Source organism: Planococcus sp. A6 (assembly GCF_028823615.1).
Lineage (GTDB): Bacteria > Bacillota > Bacilli > Bacillales_A > Planococcaceae > Planococcus.
Genome location: NZ_JAPEHT010000025.1, coordinates 1 through 17,125, shown reverse-complemented (window position 1 = coordinate 17,125; position 17,125 = coordinate 1). Strand labels below are relative to the sequence as shown.

The 17,125-nt window shown below is 45.4% G+C and carries 24 protein-coding genes; 8 read left to right on the top strand and 16 right to left on the bottom strand.

The genetic code is table 11. The features are described 5' to 3' along the window. Positions 1-110 precede the first annotated feature (110 nt). From ON064_RS05710 to ON064_RS05665, 10 genes are all read right to left on the bottom strand, one after another. Positions 111-293, bottom strand: coding sequence for a hypothetical protein (locus tag ON064_RS05710; RefSeq protein ID WP_274624014.1), 183 nt, complete (start codon positions 291-293; stop codon positions 111-113). Between the two features lie 76 nt (positions 294-369). Then, positions 370-606, bottom strand: a complete 237-nt coding sequence (locus tag ON064_RS05705) for a DUF3953 domain-containing protein (protein ID WP_101191137.1) — start codon at positions 604-606, stop codon at positions 370-372. Positions 607-1,070: 464 nt separating this feature from the next. After that, a complete protein-coding gene (locus tag ON064_RS05700) occupies positions 1,071-1,973 on the bottom strand; it encodes a hypothetical protein (RefSeq protein WP_274624013.1) in 903 nt (300 codons plus the stop codon). 54 nt (positions 1,974-2,027) lie between these two features. Continuing rightward, positions 2,028-2,420 (bottom strand): hypothetical protein, encoded by a 393-nt coding sequence (locus ON064_RS05695; RefSeq protein WP_274624012.1) that lies wholly within the window; start codon positions 2,418-2,420, stop codon positions 2,028-2,030. A 1-nt stretch (position 2,421) separates the two neighbouring features. Continuing rightward, complete coding sequence (locus ON064_RS05690; protein ID WP_274624011.1) at positions 2,422-2,940, bottom strand: GNAT family N-acetyltransferase; 519 nt, start codon at positions 2,938-2,940, stop codon at positions 2,422-2,424. Between the two features lie 4 nt (positions 2,941-2,944). Continuing rightward, positions 2,945-3,436, bottom strand: coding sequence for a hypothetical protein (locus ON064_RS05685; RefSeq protein WP_274624010.1), 492 nt, complete (start codon positions 3,434-3,436; stop codon positions 2,945-2,947). 75 nt (positions 3,437-3,511) lie between these two features. Further along, positions 3,512-3,796, bottom strand: coding sequence for a hypothetical protein (locus ON064_RS05680; RefSeq protein ID WP_274624009.1), 285 nt, complete (start codon positions 3,794-3,796; stop codon positions 3,512-3,514). A 252-nt stretch (positions 3,797-4,048) separates the two neighbouring features. Continuing rightward, on the bottom strand, positions 4,049-4,999 hold the full coding sequence (locus ON064_RS05675; protein WP_121298236.1) for a ribose-phosphate diphosphokinase: 951 nt from the start codon (positions 4,997-4,999) through the stop codon (positions 4,049-4,051). A 151-nt stretch (positions 5,000-5,150) separates the two neighbouring features. Next, positions 5,151-5,468 (bottom strand): hypothetical protein, encoded by a 318-nt coding sequence (locus tag ON064_RS05670; RefSeq protein WP_274624008.1) that lies wholly within the window; start codon positions 5,466-5,468, stop codon positions 5,151-5,153. A 61-nt stretch (positions 5,469-5,529) separates the two neighbouring features. Then, a complete protein-coding gene (locus tag ON064_RS05665) occupies positions 5,530-5,997 on the bottom strand; it encodes a hypothetical protein (RefSeq protein WP_274624007.1) in 468 nt (155 codons plus the stop codon). Positions 5,998-6,161: 164 nt separating this feature from the next. Here ON064_RS05665 and ON064_RS05660 point away from each other — a divergent pair, with 164 nt between their 5' ends. From ON064_RS05660 to ON064_RS05650, 3 genes are read left to right on the top strand one after another with little or no spacing between them, the layout of a single operon-like run. Further along, entirely contained in the window at positions 6,162-6,485 is a 324-nt protein-coding gene (locus ON064_RS05660) for a hypothetical protein (protein WP_274624006.1), read from the top strand. A gap of 41 nt (positions 6,486-6,526) precedes the next feature. Then, entirely contained in the window at positions 6,527-8,503 is a 1,977-nt protein-coding gene (locus ON064_RS05655; RefSeq protein ID WP_274624005.1) for an ABC transporter permease subunit, read from the top strand. 31 nt (positions 8,504-8,534) lie between these two features. Continuing rightward, positions 8,535-9,032: a hypothetical protein gene (locus tag ON064_RS05650; protein ID WP_274624004.1), complete on the top strand. Its 498-nt coding sequence runs from the start codon at positions 8,535-8,537 to the stop codon at positions 9,030-9,032. 30 nt (positions 9,033-9,062) lie between these two features. On the opposite strand, the gene ON064_RS05645 is transcribed toward ON064_RS05650, so the two are convergent. Together ON064_RS05645 and ON064_RS05640 are read right to left on the bottom strand one after the other, a co-directional pair. Further along, positions 9,063-9,434, bottom strand: a complete 372-nt coding sequence (locus ON064_RS05645) for a hypothetical protein (RefSeq protein ID WP_058383030.1) — start codon at positions 9,432-9,434, stop codon at positions 9,063-9,065. 25 nt (positions 9,435-9,459) lie between these two features. Further along, positions 9,460-9,945, bottom strand: coding sequence for a DUF4306 domain-containing protein (locus ON064_RS05640; RefSeq protein ID WP_274624003.1), 486 nt, complete (start codon positions 9,943-9,945; stop codon positions 9,460-9,462). Between the two features lie 246 nt (positions 9,946-10,191). Here ON064_RS05640 and ON064_RS05635 point away from each other — a divergent pair, with 246 nt between their 5' ends. The 4 genes from ON064_RS05635 to ON064_RS05620 all read left to right on the top strand — a co-directional run bounded on the left by ON064_RS05635 (position 10,192) and on the right by ON064_RS05620 (position 12,815). After that, positions 10,192-10,617 (top strand): DMT family transporter, encoded by a 426-nt coding sequence (locus tag ON064_RS05635; RefSeq protein ID WP_274624002.1) that lies wholly within the window; start codon positions 10,192-10,194, stop codon positions 10,615-10,617. A 12-nt stretch (positions 10,618-10,629) separates the two neighbouring features. Further along, complete coding sequence (locus ON064_RS05630; protein WP_274624001.1) at positions 10,630-11,292, top strand: Crp/Fnr family transcriptional regulator; 663 nt, start codon at positions 10,630-10,632, stop codon at positions 11,290-11,292. Positions 11,293-11,303: 11 nt separating this feature from the next. Further along, positions 11,304-11,792 (top strand): DMT family transporter, encoded by a 489-nt coding sequence (locus tag ON064_RS05625; RefSeq protein WP_274624000.1) that lies wholly within the window; start codon positions 11,304-11,306, stop codon positions 11,790-11,792. 174 nt (positions 11,793-11,966) lie between these two features. Further along, on the top strand, positions 11,967-12,815 hold the full coding sequence (locus ON064_RS05620; RefSeq protein WP_274623999.1) for an STAS domain-containing protein: 849 nt from the start codon (positions 11,967-11,969) through the stop codon (positions 12,813-12,815). Positions 12,816-12,869: 54 nt separating this feature from the next. On the opposite strand, the gene ON064_RS05615 is transcribed toward ON064_RS05620, so the two are convergent. Then, positions 12,870-13,322 (bottom strand): SRPBCC family protein, encoded by a 453-nt coding sequence (locus ON064_RS05615; protein WP_274623998.1) that lies wholly within the window; start codon positions 13,320-13,322, stop codon positions 12,870-12,872. Between the two features lie 143 nt (positions 13,323-13,465). On the opposite strand from ON064_RS05615, the gene ON064_RS05610 reads away from it, so the two are divergent. Further along, positions 13,466-14,218: a class I SAM-dependent methyltransferase gene (locus ON064_RS05610; protein WP_274623997.1), complete on the top strand. Its 753-nt coding sequence runs from the start codon at positions 13,466-13,468 to the stop codon at positions 14,216-14,218. 56 nt (positions 14,219-14,274) lie between these two features. Here the strand turns inward: ON064_RS05610 and ON064_RS05605 are convergent, their stop codons facing one another. The 3 genes from ON064_RS05605 to ON064_RS05595 form a co-directional block, all read right to left on the bottom strand. Then, positions 14,275-14,817 (bottom strand): GNAT family N-acetyltransferase, encoded by a 543-nt coding sequence (locus ON064_RS05605; RefSeq protein ID WP_274623996.1) that lies wholly within the window; start codon positions 14,815-14,817, stop codon positions 14,275-14,277. A 29-nt stretch (positions 14,818-14,846) separates the two neighbouring features. Beyond that, complete coding sequence (locus ON064_RS05600; protein WP_274623995.1) at positions 14,847-16,211, bottom strand: MATE family efflux transporter; 1,365 nt, start codon at positions 16,209-16,211, stop codon at positions 14,847-14,849. 101 nt (positions 16,212-16,312) lie between these two features. Then, the gene (locus ON064_RS05595; RefSeq protein ID WP_274623994.1) at positions 16,313-16,867 is read right to left on the bottom strand and encodes a TetR/AcrR family transcriptional regulator; all 555 of its coding nucleotides are present in this window, start codon (positions 16,865-16,867) and stop codon (positions 16,313-16,315) included. Positions 16,868-17,125: the final 258 nt, after the last annotated feature.

Genomic DNA, 17,125 nt, shown 5'->3' with positions numbered 1-17,125 from the left:
TATCAAGTTTTCGCAGTAATGTTGAAATGTATTAATCCTCTTATGCTCACATTCTAATAAACGAATGTAACTTAACTGCACTTAAGTTACGTTCAGTTTTCTCGTTAGCCTTACTGAGACTCTCTTTTGAAAACATGACGCGCATTTATATAAAAGACGCTGCCAAGTAAAAAGAGCAATACATTCATCCAGGAAGCGATGCCTGAGTAATCATTATTCAATACAAAGACACTTAGAAAATTGACGAACATGAACAGAATTAAAACTATGTACATGCCTTTTACGAATTTCATATTGCTTCCTCCTTTCCTATCAGTGAACTTCTAACTTTATTTTTCCATATGTAAAATTTTGAATATAGCTTGAACCTCAAGCACTTACTAAGAATGCTTGTGCCGAAACAAAGAGGATAAACAGAGAACTCAGAACAAACATATAGCCCCAAAACTCTTTTCGATCGTTTTGAATTCTTTCAAATCCCGCGACTAACATAAACATCCCAAGCGTCAGCATGACGTATGGCATTAGCGTAAAGTTCTGGCTCCATAACACGTAAGCTCCAAATCCAATTGATGCTAGCTGGAGGATGATCCTGAGTATTTTCATGATGGTATTGCTCCTCTTCTGGATAGTCGTTCTAAAGATGACAGGGTAATTAATTGTAGAAGCTACTCTTCTGAGCTAGGGTTTGGGAGATTTCGATTCTTTAATGTCCAAAATGCCGAGAATTGGAGAAATAATCAGTGCAGCTAATAAAAGCCAAGTAAGTACCCAGTTATCGCCCCATGAAGTGAGTAGATAAATCAAACTGTAAAATGCAATGAGGAAGGAACCATACTTTTCTAAAAACTTTATATAAGACTTGAACATAGTGAACCACTCTCCCTCGCACGCGTTTTTCGAGCTAGCTCTGGACAGTCCAGTTACATTTTCGATCACATTGAAAAAAATCAGTACTCCCAGCTTTTTTATTACGGTGGATTAACATGAATCGCCGCACCTAAAATTGCAACTACACTTTGCGAACGTACTTAAATTTCCTCTTACTGGAATTTTTCATTACCCTGGCATTATTTCATCTTAAAATTCAAGCTGCTTTGGCCGATAAGTTCTTTACCGTTACGCCATAGATATTGAATTGAATATTGGTTTCCAAGGTCTTGTTCAACAACTTCAATGGTTATTGTAGAATCGCCAGAGGAGACAATTTCTTCACTTACTTCTTCTTTGCTGCCGTCTACCTCAATCAACATAACTTCGCTTGGCTTTGGCTCTATCATTTCCCAATCGATTACAATGCTGTCGCCCACTTCTACATCTCCAGCGTGAACATCGGGTATATCATAACCGTTATGAAAATGACAATTATTCCAGCATACTTGGGAATAGTTATGATCGAATACCACTCCACTTGGGTCTGCGGAATTTATTTTCATAATCGAGGGCCTTTCCATATATGTATACTTTGGAAGCTGTCCGACATTCTGTCCTTGTGCTTCTTCGATAACGATATTTCCTACATATTGAGCTTCATTGTCTCGATCGATAAATTCCACAGCTAATGCATAATTCCCTATGTTTTGCGGAAAGCGAAATTCTCTAGAGTCATCCAGTTCAATCTTTGTTTCTTTCCCATCTTTCCATAACGCCGCCGTAATCGTTGGATCTGTCCAAATGTCTCCGCCGTTCTCTTCATTCTCCTTGAAATCCAAAGAAGCTGGCTGGTTTGGAGAAACTGTAGTGACTTCTTGCGACAAACCAAACTCTTCGAGGTCCTCTATCGTTTCCGATACATCTCCACTCGATGAACTCCAACTGATATTCGCTTCTGTTAAAGGCATGGGTTGGCCTCGCAAACCATCCTCTGCCAGTAAATAGGCTCTTGGGACACCCACGTCGTAATCCTCGGCAAGGCAGCCAGTCAGCGCAAAAATCATGAGCAATGCTGAAACTCGTATAAATAGTTTTTTCATATCGAGACACTCCTTACAAAGCTTGAACTGACAGTTTCCTGTTCAGCAAATGGATCACCCTGGTGTAGTATTATGACGATTTGAAAACTCTTCTTTAACGATCTGTCTGAAATACGGTTTGAAATCCACTTGGACAACGATCTCTGTTTCTTCGTTCTCCGTAATCAGCAAAATACTCGAGCGATCTTTTTCGTCGGCGATAATTTCGAATTTGTTGACTTGCTTCAAGTCCAGTAAAGAAAGCATTCTTTCTGAATCGCTTTTGCTTACTTGAATGCGAACCTCTCCTTGAGCCGGAGAAATATGCACTGCAAAATCCTCTTCCCCGTTAGTGCATCGGTAGACCGCTTCTTTGTAATACATCGGCATTTCTTCTGTATCATCAGACAACTCCGGCTCACTTTCGAATAAAGACAGCAGTTCCAGTTCAGTTGGAAAATCCGGCATATTATTCACCTCTATTTACTATCTGGCTGACATCTTCCCATTCATAAGCGAGTTCGGGTATTTGTTTGCCGGCGATCGTTATGTATTTTTCGTCGATGACTTTGCCGCCCAACTTTTCATAAAAGCCGCTCGATCGATTCTCCTTGAGCACCCAAACGAGCATGGACTGAATGTCACGGTCCAACAGTTCATTGCTTACTGCCTGCATCAACAGTTTGCCGACACCTTGGCCTTGATAGGCTTTCAAGATATAGATGGAATACACTTCTCCTCCTATGTACGGATAGTCACCGGATCGTTCCTTGCCGGCATCCGCAAAGCCGATGACTTCTCCAGCTTCATTTTCCGCAACGAACGCTGTGGAATGCTGTAAGTTTCGATTCCAAAGTCTCTCTCTGTCTTCGTATTTCAATCCGTCTAAATATTCATCCGGCACGATATTTCGGTAAGTGGTAATCCAACTGTCGATATGGACTTTTGCAATTCCTTTTGCGTCTGAAACTCTCGCTCGTCTAATCATCCACTCACCCTTTCGGTGTAAACTTCATCACCGCGTTGAACAGGTCGGAAGTCGATTCCTGGAACCCCCGCTCCTCGCTCTTGAAGCTATCGAGTAATGTATAGCCGAAGACTAGACCGGCGATTGTTTGTGCTGTGGTGCTGCTAAAAAGAAGCATGTCAATTTGAACATAGATTTCATCAGAAAAAATCAGGTTTCCGATAGGCAATAAAGGCAAAATTGATAACGCTAATACGATGAATGCTGGCACGCCGACCGCCAAGAACTTACTCCAATCGAAACCGCCGATCCGGCTTTCTTTTCTTTCCAGCATGAATTTGGGCGTCCGCAATAATAAGCCGATGATAACTGGAAAAATCACAACATAAATCCAAAGAGGAGTCGGATTAAATGCTGCAGCTGCCCTCTCATCCAATACTTGTTGAAGCTGTAATCCTGCATACACAATAAAGATGATTGCGATGCTCCAGATGAAGTAATAGAAAAATCTTTTCATTTTCTTTTCCTCCTTAAATTAATTAGGTGGTATATATACTGTTAAAAATGGCAAAGCGTTTCGTTTTATTTCTAGTCAGATGAATGCCAGCATAAAAATAAAAATTACAGCAATCGGAAAAATAATGAACAGCCAGTTCAAAGCCTGGAGAATCCATATACCTGATGGTTTCGGGCCTTGTGTCTTCTGGATATAGAGAAATGAAATGAGTCCGAAAACCGGCGTCATTAATTGCATGCCGCCGCCATAATTCGGGGGCGATGCGTCTAGTAACTCTTCCATCAGAAAAGAAAATAGCACGAGGTTGATGGCGAGCAACACAAGTGGAATCGCTAAATGAAATTGTTTCAAGGTGTTCATCGTTCACCCCTCCTCAATAAAGAATAGGTCGAGCTCTGAATACTTTTAATTCCATAATTTAACTTTAACAGTTTTCTTCCAGAATCGATATACTCTTTATAGAGGTGATTGCTGGTGAATTCTATGTCTATAAAGAAGATATTGAGTCCAGAGATTGCTGATTAAATTGAAGAAAGCTAGCTAAAACAAAACGAACCCCAAATGCGCGCCGTCTTACTGGCACTCATTTGGGGTTCCGTCATTTCTCTATTGTCATCCTTCAAACAATGGACTGACTGGCTTTTCGTTGTGCACGTGCTCGATTGCTTCTGCAAGCAATGGCGCGATCGAGAGAATGGTGATTTTCGGGATGCGTTTTTCTTTCGGCACGTGGATTGTGTTCGTGACCACAAGTTCCGTCAACGCGGAGTCTTGGATGCGTTGAATGGAATCGCCAGACAATACGGCATGCGTACAGCAAGCGTAGACTGCTTTCGCGCCGTTTTCCACGAGCAGGTTCGCTGCATCGGAAATGGTCTTCGCCGTATCGACGATGTCGACGATGATAACCGCGTTTTTGCCTTTGATGTCTCCGACGATGTTCATCGTCTCAGCTTCGCCTGGCATTTTGCGCTTGTCGATAAAGCCGATTGGGACGTCCAAACGATCCGCAAGTCTGCGCGCTCTGGTCAATCCGCCGTTGTCCGGTGCTACGACAATGGCATCTTCGAGGTTCTTATTGATGAAATGCTGGGACAGTTCGGTAATGCCGAGCAGTTGGTCAACCGGGATATTGAAGAAGCCCTGTACTTGTGGTGCGTGGAAATCCATCGTGATGACGTGGTCCACACCCGCTTTTACCAGCATGTTCGCCACGAGTTTCGCCGTGATCGGTTCACGTGAACTCGCTTTCCGGTCCTGGCGCGCATAGCCGTAATATGGAATGACCGCTGTGATGGAGTCTGCCGATGCCCGCTTCAACGCGTCGATCATGATCAATAATTCCATGACGTGTTCGTGTCCTGGCTGAGACGTCGATTGGACGACGTAGACTTCCGCTCCGCGCACGCTTTCTTCGATATGGATTTGAATTTCCCCATCGCTAAAATGGGTGATGGAGTTTTTGCCCAGCTCACAGCCGAGATGATCCGCGATCTCCTGAGCCAGTTCCTGGTTTGAATTCAATGAAAATAGCTTGAAATTGTCTCTTAATTGATAAGCCACCGTTCAACTCCCCTTTCAGCAAATTATAAATTCGTAAATTGATAGCTGACTGTTTCCCATGAAATTCTGTTCATGCGGCTTGTATCAGTTGATTTCATGATAGCTCTTTCTGGTCGCAAATGCCACCCAAGATGGAGAATCGCGCCCTAGTTCACAGGCTTAGTAGAAAATCTGCCACAATATCGAGATTCCAAATTAAAAAGATTAAACCGATTAGTGAAGCTGCCATCAGCAAGCTAATCAATCGGAAAGCCGCAAGTTGAAACCGTTCAGGAAAAAATTTCTCGCTGCACCAGAACAGGAAGCTGAAGAATGACCCGAAAATGAAAAGAGGGCCCTCTCCATACGAAAACACTTCTTCCAAGTCCCGTTTCTCTCCATCTTTCATCGGCTTGACGGCCACGTATATATTTTGAATTGCGATGCCGCCCAGTAAAATTGTCAGTATATAAACGGCCCATTGCGGCAAGTTTAGTCCCCCTTGTTTATCCAAATTGATGGCACATATTTTGACGGCTTTGATATTCTGTTCAACTTTCGATCAGTATAGCTGCCAACCCCTGTTCAATTCTCTCCAAAATGTCTACATATCCGATTGTTAAAAGTAGAAAAGGGACAAAGAAAACCAAAGCAATACTCAAGATTCTTAGCGTCTTGCTTATTTTCAAAAAGTCGAGGCGTTTGTGCTCGAGCAAGAAGAATATGCTCATTGGGATGAGTACCGAAAACAGCGTTAAGAAGCTTTGCAGCGTGCGAATATTGGCTTGCAACAAACTCATTCGCAGCCAATCACTTGTTTCATAATCCTCAACATATACGGTCACCGAACTTTTCTCCAAACTCCCTTGTGTGACTACTATCCCTTCGCTCTTCTCTTCATAACTGACCGCTCCTGGAAAGATATTCAGGTAAGCAATCAAATAGAAAGAAACACCGATCAATAAGAAGTACGCCAGTAATGTAACAGTGTCTTTTTTTCTCGAATTGTGTTGAGCCATATGCCCTCCTAATATTTCTGATTAGTAACCTATAGTCCAATTTTGAAGATTGATTTATTATACAGTGCTTGAATATTCTGCTTGTTTGAAACCATTTATCCATTATACCGTACAGTATGTTAAAGGAATTAACATTTTTTTCAAAAACTCAACTGGAGGTACATATGAAAAACATACTCACCGTCTCATTTGCCATGCTTGTACTCGTCCTTGGCAATTGGCTTGTAAGCTTTTTTACGCCACTCGGATTTTTGGACATCGCCATCCCGTTCGCAGGGCTCGCGGTCGTCATCGTGTTCTTTTTCAAATCGAAAGGCGGGATGGCCAGCCGTCATTTGGATATGTCGATTCAAGGGTCGACTGGCATCCGGATGGAACAGAGCGCTCCTGTCTCCGATCGCTCCTATATTTTGATCGGCTCGATTTTGTATTTAGTGCTGATGGTCGGGGTTACGTTTTTCGCCTATCGTGACTATTTCTTTAATTAAGTGCGACGCGACCATCATTTTGTTTAAGGGGGGGGGCGAATATGAAACGTTTCTGGACGATTTTAACAAAATTTATCTTCGGTGTGATTGGCATCATTTTAATCAGCGCTGCTCCAGCGTTATTCAACGGGACTTCTTTTTTGGATTTCCGTTCTTATGGAGAGGCTTTGCAACTGATTTTCACCGGGTTTACGACCGCCTCCGAATGGACCTTGAGTTACCGCATTCCGTTTTCTCTTGAGACGATTCCGGTATCCTTCGAAAAGTTTTTAAGCGGGCCTTATGTGTATTCGATGTCGATTTTGCTCATGGCACTGGCGTTAGCTTTCGTTTCAGCCTTTATTCTTTCCTTTGCCGTGTTATTGTCGAAAGGCGCCTTGAAGCGCTCAATGTTGGAAATCATTAAGGTCCTTCAGTCTTTCCCTGACTTCGCCTACATATTCTTGATTCAAATCGGTGTCATCGCCATTTTTCAACAGACCGGGTTTTTGCTTCTTAGCTTTTATAGCTTGGGCGGTGAGCAGATTTACTTGGCGCCCATCGTGTGTTTATCGGTTGTGCCCGCCGTATTGTTTTTGAAACTGTTCATTTTATTGTATGAAGAAGAACAACGGCACCCTTACGTCGAACTCGCACGTTCCAAAGGATTGAGCCGGTTTGAGGTTCTGCGGAAGCATTGTACGTCCAATGTATTGAAAAGCGCGTTCTATCAATCCAAATCGATTGTGTGGCTGGCGCTTTCTGCGTTATTGATCATCGAGCACTTATTCGGGGTCGAAGGCATCCTGTATTATTTGCGCAATGATTTCAGCCCGAAAGGCATTGCATTCATCCTCTTGACAGTGTTCATCCCATTCTTCATTTTCTATGCGCTGGTGGAGTTATGGCTAGGAAAATACGAGATCGAACGTAATGCGATATTTAGCAAATTCAATTTGCGCCTGTTCGACTTGAACGAAATTCGGTCTAGCCTGCGCTCGCTTTTTGCCAATCGACGGTCCGCTTCGGTGCGCCTGGCATCTTTCAAAAACCCACGCATTTTGATTCCTTCATTTATCGTGCTCGGCTTGTTCACAACGAGTGTCCTTTATTCCGTGTTCACAGGCGATGCCATTGCGCAAATTAATTATGTTTACGACGAAGAGGGCAGCATTGAAAGCAGCGCGCCGCATTCACCTTCTGCAGAGATCCTGTTCGGAACGGACCCATACGGCTATTCCATCGCCCAGCAATTAGTGGTCGGCATGAAATACACCATTGTCTTGAGTTTATTGATAGCTGGCTTGCGCATCGTTTTTGGTTATCTATTCGGTGTGGTGTACACTTTTTTCTTTACCGACAAATTGCGGCATTTCGTCAATTCGATCGCAGAAGGCATGCATTTCTTGCCGCTGACTTTAGTGACCTATATTTTATTGCTGCCAGTCCTCATCAGTTACGGCCAATGGGAGCTAAGCTTATCGGAGCGTTTGATGTTCCAAGGGTTGATCATGTCACTCGTCGTCTTGCCGATCACGACAAGCACCATCGGAAATGAAATGAACGACACCTTGAAGAAAGAGTATGTCATCAGTTCCGTCTTGATGGGCGGGTCGATGAGCTGGATCCTGTCGAAGCACATCCAGCCAGAGCTATGGCCGAAACTCGTGTTGATGTGGGTGCAGCACATCATTCAAGTCTTGCAGATGTTTGTTCACTTAGGCATCTTGAACATCTTTGTCGGCGGCGCTCTTGCCCAATCCGATTCGCCGCGGCTCATTCCGGAAATTTACGAACTCTCGGGGATGATCGCTATTTCCCGGGAAGTTTTCTCCACCAATCAATTCTGGATGATCCTCCCTCCCTTGGCTGTGTTCATGATTTTGATCTATTGCTTTATCACAATCGCTGAAGGGCTAACGCAAAGACAATTGCCTGTTGTGCAACCGGAAGTAGAAGATGCACGGGATTCTGTGAAGAACTTAGACACGAGACCTTCTTTTACACGCATTCGCTATGCAGAAGCCAATAAAGAATGAACAGTTTACTTCATCGATAAAGGAGAATTGGATGCTATTTTCAAAATGGACTGTTTACCAAGCGGCCGCTTTGGCAGGCTTGACCGTACTGGCTGTTCTGGCCGAATTCTATTCACTCAATATCGGAAACGCGCTCACGTCGGGTCCCATCAGCTCGATGCTGATCGTGCTGACTTTCATCTTGCTAAGCACGAGCTTGATTCATTTGTTTTTCGTTTTCCACAGCAAGAAAAGCGAGCGCTTCTTGTCGCATCCCTTGTGGAATAAGATGAACGTGCTGTCGGGACTACTGCTCGCAATTTTTGTTGTGGTGTTCATTTCAGCGGCGGTGTTCACTCCTCTAAATGACTGGATCATGGATGGACGCTGGATTTTATATGCAATCCTATATTTCTTCTTGTTTCTTTACAGCCTGTTCGTGCTGTCGGTCGTGCACAAAGTAAAACGTGAAAGCACGAAAGAAACGAAAATCGAGATTTCGTTCGGTGCGACTGTCGTGAGCTTATGTGTGTTGCTATTCCTGCTATAAATTTAAAAACAGCCTTCGGTTTTGGCCATTCTATGGCTTAAACCGAAGGCTGTTTAATTTGAAGGAGGGCAGTTCTTTAGGGCCTTGCCGTTTTGGCATGATTCCGAGTTCAGCAACGAACATCATCAACAAGCAGTAGAACGCAGTCAAGCTAGCGGCATTGGCTGTACTAGCGGGTTGAGGAAACGAATAATTATAGACGGCTAAATTGACGATCAAGGCCACGACGAATCCTGCATAGGACAAAGTAAACAAGTGACTTCCAACGATTATTCGTTTATCGTTTGTCGAATCCCATGGCACCGACTTTGCAACAGCAATGGATTGTTTGATTTGCCCAAATGCGCCGTAAGCAAACCCTGCGATGATTAGAATCGGAACGAGATCCACCAACCATTCCATTTGAACACCTCCAAATTAAGAATTTTTAGTTTGTCCGTTGGGCTGCCCTGCGCAGCCATTTCTGGTTGTTGCGGTACAGTATTAGAAGTAGCGTCAAAAGCCCTGACAGCCCGAAGAAACCGGAGAACAAAGTGAGCCCAATCGTTGGCGAATTGAGCAACATCGCGCTCATCAACAGTAAGCCTACCGCCATCAGCGACAGGAAAATGATGTGCGTCGTTTTACGGTCTTTCAACAGCCAAGCCGATAGTTGGAAGATGATGAACAGGAATGAAGCCGCCATCAATAACGGAAACAGCGGCTCGAATTTCGCAGCGTAGACGAAATGGTCAATCACCAAGATGTCACTCGCCTCATTCACTGGCCCGTTCAGCCAAGTAGAAAATACGGCTGAGTATTTCCATTCCCATGAAATATCGCGCAGTTGCCCGCCTTCATACCAACTGGCAAGTGTCGAAAAGATAAATACGAGAGAAGCGCCGATCAGGTAAATGATGTGTTTGAATTTCATGCAATTCCCCTTTCATTTTCTAAGTCTTAATTCCATTAACCTTGTTGCTTTTACTATACTAATAAGGCTCTGGAATTTCTACATAATTCTGGAAGAAACTAAATGAACTACTCCATCCCTTTTATTCAATCAGTGATAAATAAGTTGAATGGATGGAGGATGTAAATTTCCATCCATAGGGACATATGTCCTTCCATCCTTTTACTATGCCCATTATCCTTAAGTTAACGAAAGGCGGTGGACCGGATGAAAGGAATTTTATTTGCTTTAGCGGGAGGGTTTTTCCTGACCTTCCAAAGCGTGGCGAACGCGACGATCAGCGATCAGATCGGCACGTGGCAAGCAGCGGCAATGACTCAGCTGACGGGCTTTGTACTTGCGATCTTGATCGTCTTGGCGCTAAGAGATACATCGATCAAACACTTGAAAAAAGTTTCTCCTCTATATGCCTCAGGCGGTTTGCTTGCGGCGTTCATCTTGTTCAGCAATATGACCGCCATCCATCGCATGGGCGTGACACTGACGATTAGCCTGTTCCTGATCGCGCAGCTGATCGCGGCAATCGTCATTGACGGCAAAGGCTGGTTCCATATGGCGAAGAAGAACGTCGGAAAGACACAGATTGCTGGAGTGGTGCTGATGATTGCGGGCATTCTCATCTTGAAATGGTAAGGAGGAAAAACGATGCAGCCGATTAACGAGTATCTTCAACAGTATGGCTTGGCGGATTTGTTCCCCGCTGCCGTCGTCGATTCGATGCAGATCGAACGGTATGCGGCAGGACATCGATTGTTCTCACAAGGCGACACTGCTGACACTCTCTACTTGCTCGTCGGAGGCAAGTTGAAGATTTCCATGTTGTCGCCAGAAGGCAAACGGCTGATTTTGGCATTCAAAACGCCTTTTGACATTGTCGGTGATATCGAATACGTGCAGAAATGTCCGTTCATCAATACGGTCGAAGCTGTCACCGATTTAATATTGCTGCGCGTCCCGCACAAAGCCCTGGATCATGAAATGAGCGGCAATGCCCTCTTCCAGCAATTTTTATTGGAAACGATCACGCGCAAGTTCGTGACGAAAGCACAGGAATTGAACTTCAATTTGCTGTATGCCGTCGATGTGCGCGTGGCGAGTTATTTGCTGTCGATGACGCCGGATAAGCCGAGGCTCGATTCGCCTTCACTCGTCGATATGGCGGATTTGATCGGTACGAGCTATCGCCATTTGAACCGGGTGCTCCAAAAATTCGAGCAGTCCGGCTGGATCCAGCGCAATAACGGCAAAATCGATTTGCTCGACCGGGGCGCTTTATTGGATCAGGCGGGCCATAATATATACGAATAGGAGGAACTCTCATGGTTCTTGGCATCATACTGGCACTTTCAGGCGGCGTCTTTGTCTGCCTGCAAAATATATTCAACGCGAATGTGAAACAACATGTCAGCGTCTGGGCGACGACGGCACTGGTGTTGTTACTCGGATTTATCGGCTCGTTTATCGCAGGCCTTGCTGTGAACGGGATGGGATTGTTTCGCTTCGAGGCAGAGCCGTGGTTTTGGTTCAGCGGTGTGCTCGGTGTCGGGGTCGTCGTCTGCGTCACGCAAGGCGTCCAGACATTGGGCCCAAGCCGCGCAATCTCGATTGTCATGGTATCGCAAATTTTCTTCGGGTTGATGTGGGACACAGCGGGCTGGTTCGGGCTCGAGCAAGTTCCGTTCACTTGGCAATCGCTGCTTGGCGTGCTTTTGATCAGCGCGGGCATCTTGTTGTTCCAACTCGGCCCTGTCTTGGAGCGAAAACCGTTTCTCCAACATCAGAAAGCTAAGCAAAGCACTTCGTCTTAAGGACGTGTTCTTCCCTCAACAAAATTTGTCTGCAATTCCAACATCAGACTTCGTGCATATTTTTTTCAACTGCTATATCATGTATGTATAATACTGTTAGTTTGAATTCATGAAGTTTATTTGACGCATGATTTTTCATAAATGAAGCATTGTGCAATTGAGGAGAAGAAGCGAATGTTCAAAAATGTTGAATTACAGGATTTTTTGCTGGAGAAAACTAAAGGATTAACGGAACAATGGTACGAAACGCTCGATAAAAGTTCAGGTGGCGTCTACGCTGAAACCGAACCCCAAGCAATCGAAAAGCTGAAGCAGCAGAATTACGAGTTCCACGAGCTGTTCTGCAAAGCTTTCAACCAGGAGAAAAGCGATTGCATCGAAATCTTCAATGAGTGGATTCTACGTGTCGCCAATGACGAAGCGCATTTGTCGACACCATTCAACTCGGTCATCAAAGAATTTTTCCGTACGCAGAAGCAGTACTTGGAGCTAATCGAAGAATTTGCAGCATTGCAGGAAGAAACCATTTCGCATGCGCAACTGAATGCATGGAACCAAGCTGTGGTTGATACGACGAATGCCATCATTTTGGAGTTTATCAACCAAAACACGAAAGCGGCGGAACGCCGTTTGAATGCCCAGCAGGAAATGATCGTCGAAATGAGCGCACCGGTCATCTTGCTTTCGAAAGACAGCGGATTGCTTCCACTGATCGGCGAAATCAATACGTACCGTGCCAAAATCGTATTCGAGAAAGTCCTGCAGCAATGCCATGAGAAGTCGATCGAGCGTTTGTTCATCGATCTTTCCGGTGTGCCGATCATCGATACGATGGTGGCCCACCAGATCTTCCAGCTGATCGAAGGCTTGAAAATCATCGGCGTACGCACCGCACTTGCTGGCATCAGCCCAGAAATCGCACAGACCGCGATTCAATTAGGCGTCAACTTCGGCGAAATCGATGTCTACAATAAATTGGACCAGGCCTTGCGTTATCACAAATTGGAGTTTACGAATAACTAAAATCAGTCGAAAAAAATCCACCCGCTTCATACATGCGGATGGATTTTTTTATGCTTATCGGTTTTCAGCGATGCGCTTTAATTCGGCAGCGCGCGTCGACAGGAATTTTACCATATGGCGTTCGAGAAATAATTTATCGGCCAGTTTTCCGATGACCCCAAACGGCGCCCGGTAGACGAACCAGTCTTTCATCAACGTCCCGCTTCCGCTTTCGGTAAATTCATGTGTGTGGTGAAAGGAGTGAAAAGCGCCTTTTACCATTGCATCGCTGAATCGGTACGGCCGCTCCATTTCGGTAATCTTCGATGTGAGCTTTTGGCGGACACCGAGATGCGTCGCTTTCCATGTCACCCAGTCGCCAAGTTCCATCACACCGCTTGTCGTGCCGGCAATGGCGCGTTCATTGGTGGTCGAGACGGTTTCGATATGCACTTCGATGCTTCTGGCCAAGTCAAATACGCGCTCAATTGGTGCTTCAATATACGTTTCATGATAGATCATGGGCATGTGATTCCCTCATTCCTTGCGTTGGCTGTGCGCCTTTCTCTTTCCTTACCCTTAACATGCCCGGGTTATTCGCTGCTCGTTTATCCGGTAAGAAGGAGATTCTTTCACTTCCCGAGAATGATTAAAAGACAGGAGGAGTTTAAGTGAATACAGACATTTTGAAACAAAACCGCAAAAGCTGGAACACGGTCGCCGATCATTTTAACGGCGTCGATGCGCTGCCTGGCTACGGTCCTTTCGCTCAAAGCGAAGACGAATTGCGTTTATTTGGTTCCATCGAAGGCAAAAATGTGCTCGACATCGGCTGCGGGAGCGGCCATTCCTTGCTTTATATGAGCAAGCAAGGGGCAAGAGATTTGTGGGGCGTCGACTTATCCGACAGTCAAATCGATCGCGCACAAAAGATTTTGAGCGGACTGGATGCCCAGCTGTACTGCGCAGCGATGGAAGAAGACATCGGTCTGCCGGAACAATATTTCGATATCGTCTACTCGATTTATGCGATCGGCTGGACGGTGGATCTCGACCGGACATTGGAATTGATCTATTCCTATTTGCGGCCAGGCGGAACTTTCATCTTCAGTTGGGACCATCCGCTCTATGTTCATTTGAAAAGCGAGGACGGGCTCGTTTCACTGAACGGCTCTTATCAGGATGAAGGCAGCGTGCATTACGCCAATTTTAAAGGTGAAGATGCGCCGATGACTATTCCGAGGCGCAAGTTCAGCACGTATTTGAACGCCTTGGTGAAAGCCGGATTCAATATCGAGCAAGTGGTCGAACCGGATGTTCCGCATGACTTGAAGGATTTAGAGCCGGAAGTGTCGGACCGTTATTACTCGCTTTACAAAGCGCAGAAATTCCCGACCAGCTTTATCGTCAAAGCTAGGAAATAAGAAAAGACCGTGTCTGCGCTTTTGCGTAAACACGGTCTTTTATCATGACCCTATAGTTAGCGGATCCGCCCCATCAATACGGTATCGTAATAGTTGCCGTCCGCTAAGCGCTTGTCCATTTTCAGTATGCCTTCTATCTCAAAGCCGCATTGTTCGTATAGCTTGATGGCTTTTTCATTGCGTTCGAGCACTTTCAAGCTCATCTTTTTGATCGTTTGTGCATCCGCCCAGTGAATCGATGCCTCCAACAGCTTACGGCCGATACGATAGCCCCAGAATTGCTTGAGCACCCCCACGCCGAACTCCACTTGATGCTTCGTGCGGTTCAGCTCGTTTCCTTCACATCTGGAAAACCCGGCGATGTGCCCGTCCACTTCGGCCACCAAGAATATATTGCAGCTGCTTTTGGCATCTTCTTCGATGAGCCGTTTGAATGCCGCTGCATCCACATATGCTTCCCCCTGCTCGCGGTCCATATTTTCCGTTTCGCCATCAATTTGTAAACGGACTTTCTCCAATTGCGCTGCGTCTTGGATCTCCGCACTTCGAATGCAGTAATTCAAGCCTTTCACTTGAAACAGCTGTTTCGCTAGTTGCATCTCATCTTCCCCTAACTTATTGGAATCGGTTATTTATATGGAGCCGTCATATCCGCAGTGAACTGCAGTTTCTTTTTCTGCCTCATTTGATAATAAACGATCGTCAATAGCACAATCAATTCCGATAAGGGTATCGCAAGCCATGCGCCCGTCACACCGAAAAATACTGGCAAGATGCTCAGCAAAATCAACAGCACGACAATTTCACGCGCTGCGGTGATCCATGTTGCCATGCGGATTTCACCGGTAGATTGATAATAAGTCATCATGACGAAATTTGCGCCCATGAACAGGTAGGCAATAAAGAACAGCTGAATGCCGGAAGTTGCGAGATCCATCACGGCGTCCGGGAAATCGCCGAATACGCTGGCGATGGTGGCTGCAAAGAATTGCCCGAAGATAAAGAACAGCAAGCCTGCCACGAATGCCGTTCCGATCGCCAATTGCAGCGTCTTTTTGATCTTCGCCTGGTCTTTCGCCCCACTGTAATAACTGACCAATGGTTGGATGGCCGAACCCATCCCAAGAAATGCGAGCAGCATGACACTGTGGACGTAGTTGAGGATCGCGAACGCCGCGACGCCTTCCGTTCCTGCCAGCCGTTCAAAGACATTATTATGCGAAATGGTGAACACCGACATGCCGACTTCCGCCAAGAAGCTCGGGAAGCCGATCACTAGAATCAACAGCAGCAATTTGCGGTTCGGCTTGAACCGGGCAAAACGCAATTGATTGCCTTTTTTAAAGAAATGCGTGCACAAGACGAGCATGCCGACAAACGCAGCGAGCAAGGTCGCAGCTGCCGCACCTTTTACGCCGAAATCCAAGACGAACAAGAACAAGTAATTCAAGCCGATGTTCAAAAGGGAAGTCGTGATAAGCGACACCATCGCCAAGTTCGGGCTACCGTCATTGCGCACCATGATGCTGAGCGCATTTTCCATTGTGAAGATGAATCCAAACAACAACATTAAGTATAAATAATCGGAGACGTATGGATAGGTTTCCGCGTTCGCTCCTAGCAAATAAGCGAGCTCCGTGCGGAACGGGAATGCCACGAGGCCGATGATGAGCGTCACCGCAAAAATCGACGCCATCGCGTGCGAAAAAACGATGCGTGCTTCTGCTATCCGCTTCGCCCCCATGAGAGCAGAAAATCTCGTAGCGCCGCCGATGCCGATCCATAGCGACATTGCGACGAATAATGTATAGACCGGTGCCGCAATCCCGACGCCACCCAATGCGACCGGCCCAAGGCGATTACCGACCATGATGCCGTCCGCGACGATATTGATTGCCATCAGCAGCATGCCAATAGTCGAGGGTACTAAATAACGGACGAATGCTTTGCCGACCGACTCGGTATCAAGACGGTGAATAGATTGTTGTGCCATGTTGAATTGCCTCCTAGCTTTCTAAAACACTGAAAACTATATTTGTTTTTTTAGTTTTATTAGTCCGAAGAAATACTGGCTTTGGTTAGCCAGCATTTTTTCTATTCGTTTTTTACGAACCCATCCAATAATAATTCACTCATCGTTTCAACAGCTTCCTTGATAGAAATGCTTTGTTCCGAGAAGAACTGCTGATCCAAGGAAATATTGACGACGTTCAAAATCATTTTCATTAACAGATCGATGTTCTGGTGTTTGATCAGGCCAGTTTCCATGCCTTCCTCAAGCAATTGCTTCAAGTCATCCCACTGGTTCATTTCCCGGTCGACGCGTTGCCATTGTTCTGGGTAATAACGCTTCAACTGCTCCAATACGCGCAAATCGAAAAAGTCATTATGGTTCGGAATCATGACAATCAATCGGTGGATCTTTTCCTGCAAGTCGAGGGTTTCGTCTTCCCGGATGATATGCGCCCGCTGCTCATACTCTGAAAAAGCCTGGTCGATGATCGTTTCCAGAATTTCCAGTTTGGATGAAAAGTTCTCATACAAGGTGCGCTTGCTGATGCCCAGCCGTTTAGCCAAATCATCCATCGTAAATTTGATGCCGTTATTTCTCGTTTCTTCGATAAAAGCCTGTATAATCCGATTTTTCACAGCCGAACCCCCTTTATGAAAACCAATAATACTATAATCGTTTTCTGAGTTCAAGTAGAAGGATTTATAAACTTAAATAAGGATCAGCTTTGTCAGCTGATCCTTATCAGAGTGTTGAAGAAGTTTATTAATCAGTTATAAATTAAAAGGGGAACATCTTTTCGACATTAAAGAATCAATGATCTATCTGAGTATTTGGAGAAGCGTTCGCTCGACTCCTGTGGATCAGCGAGACGACCGAGACCCCGCAAGGCGCAA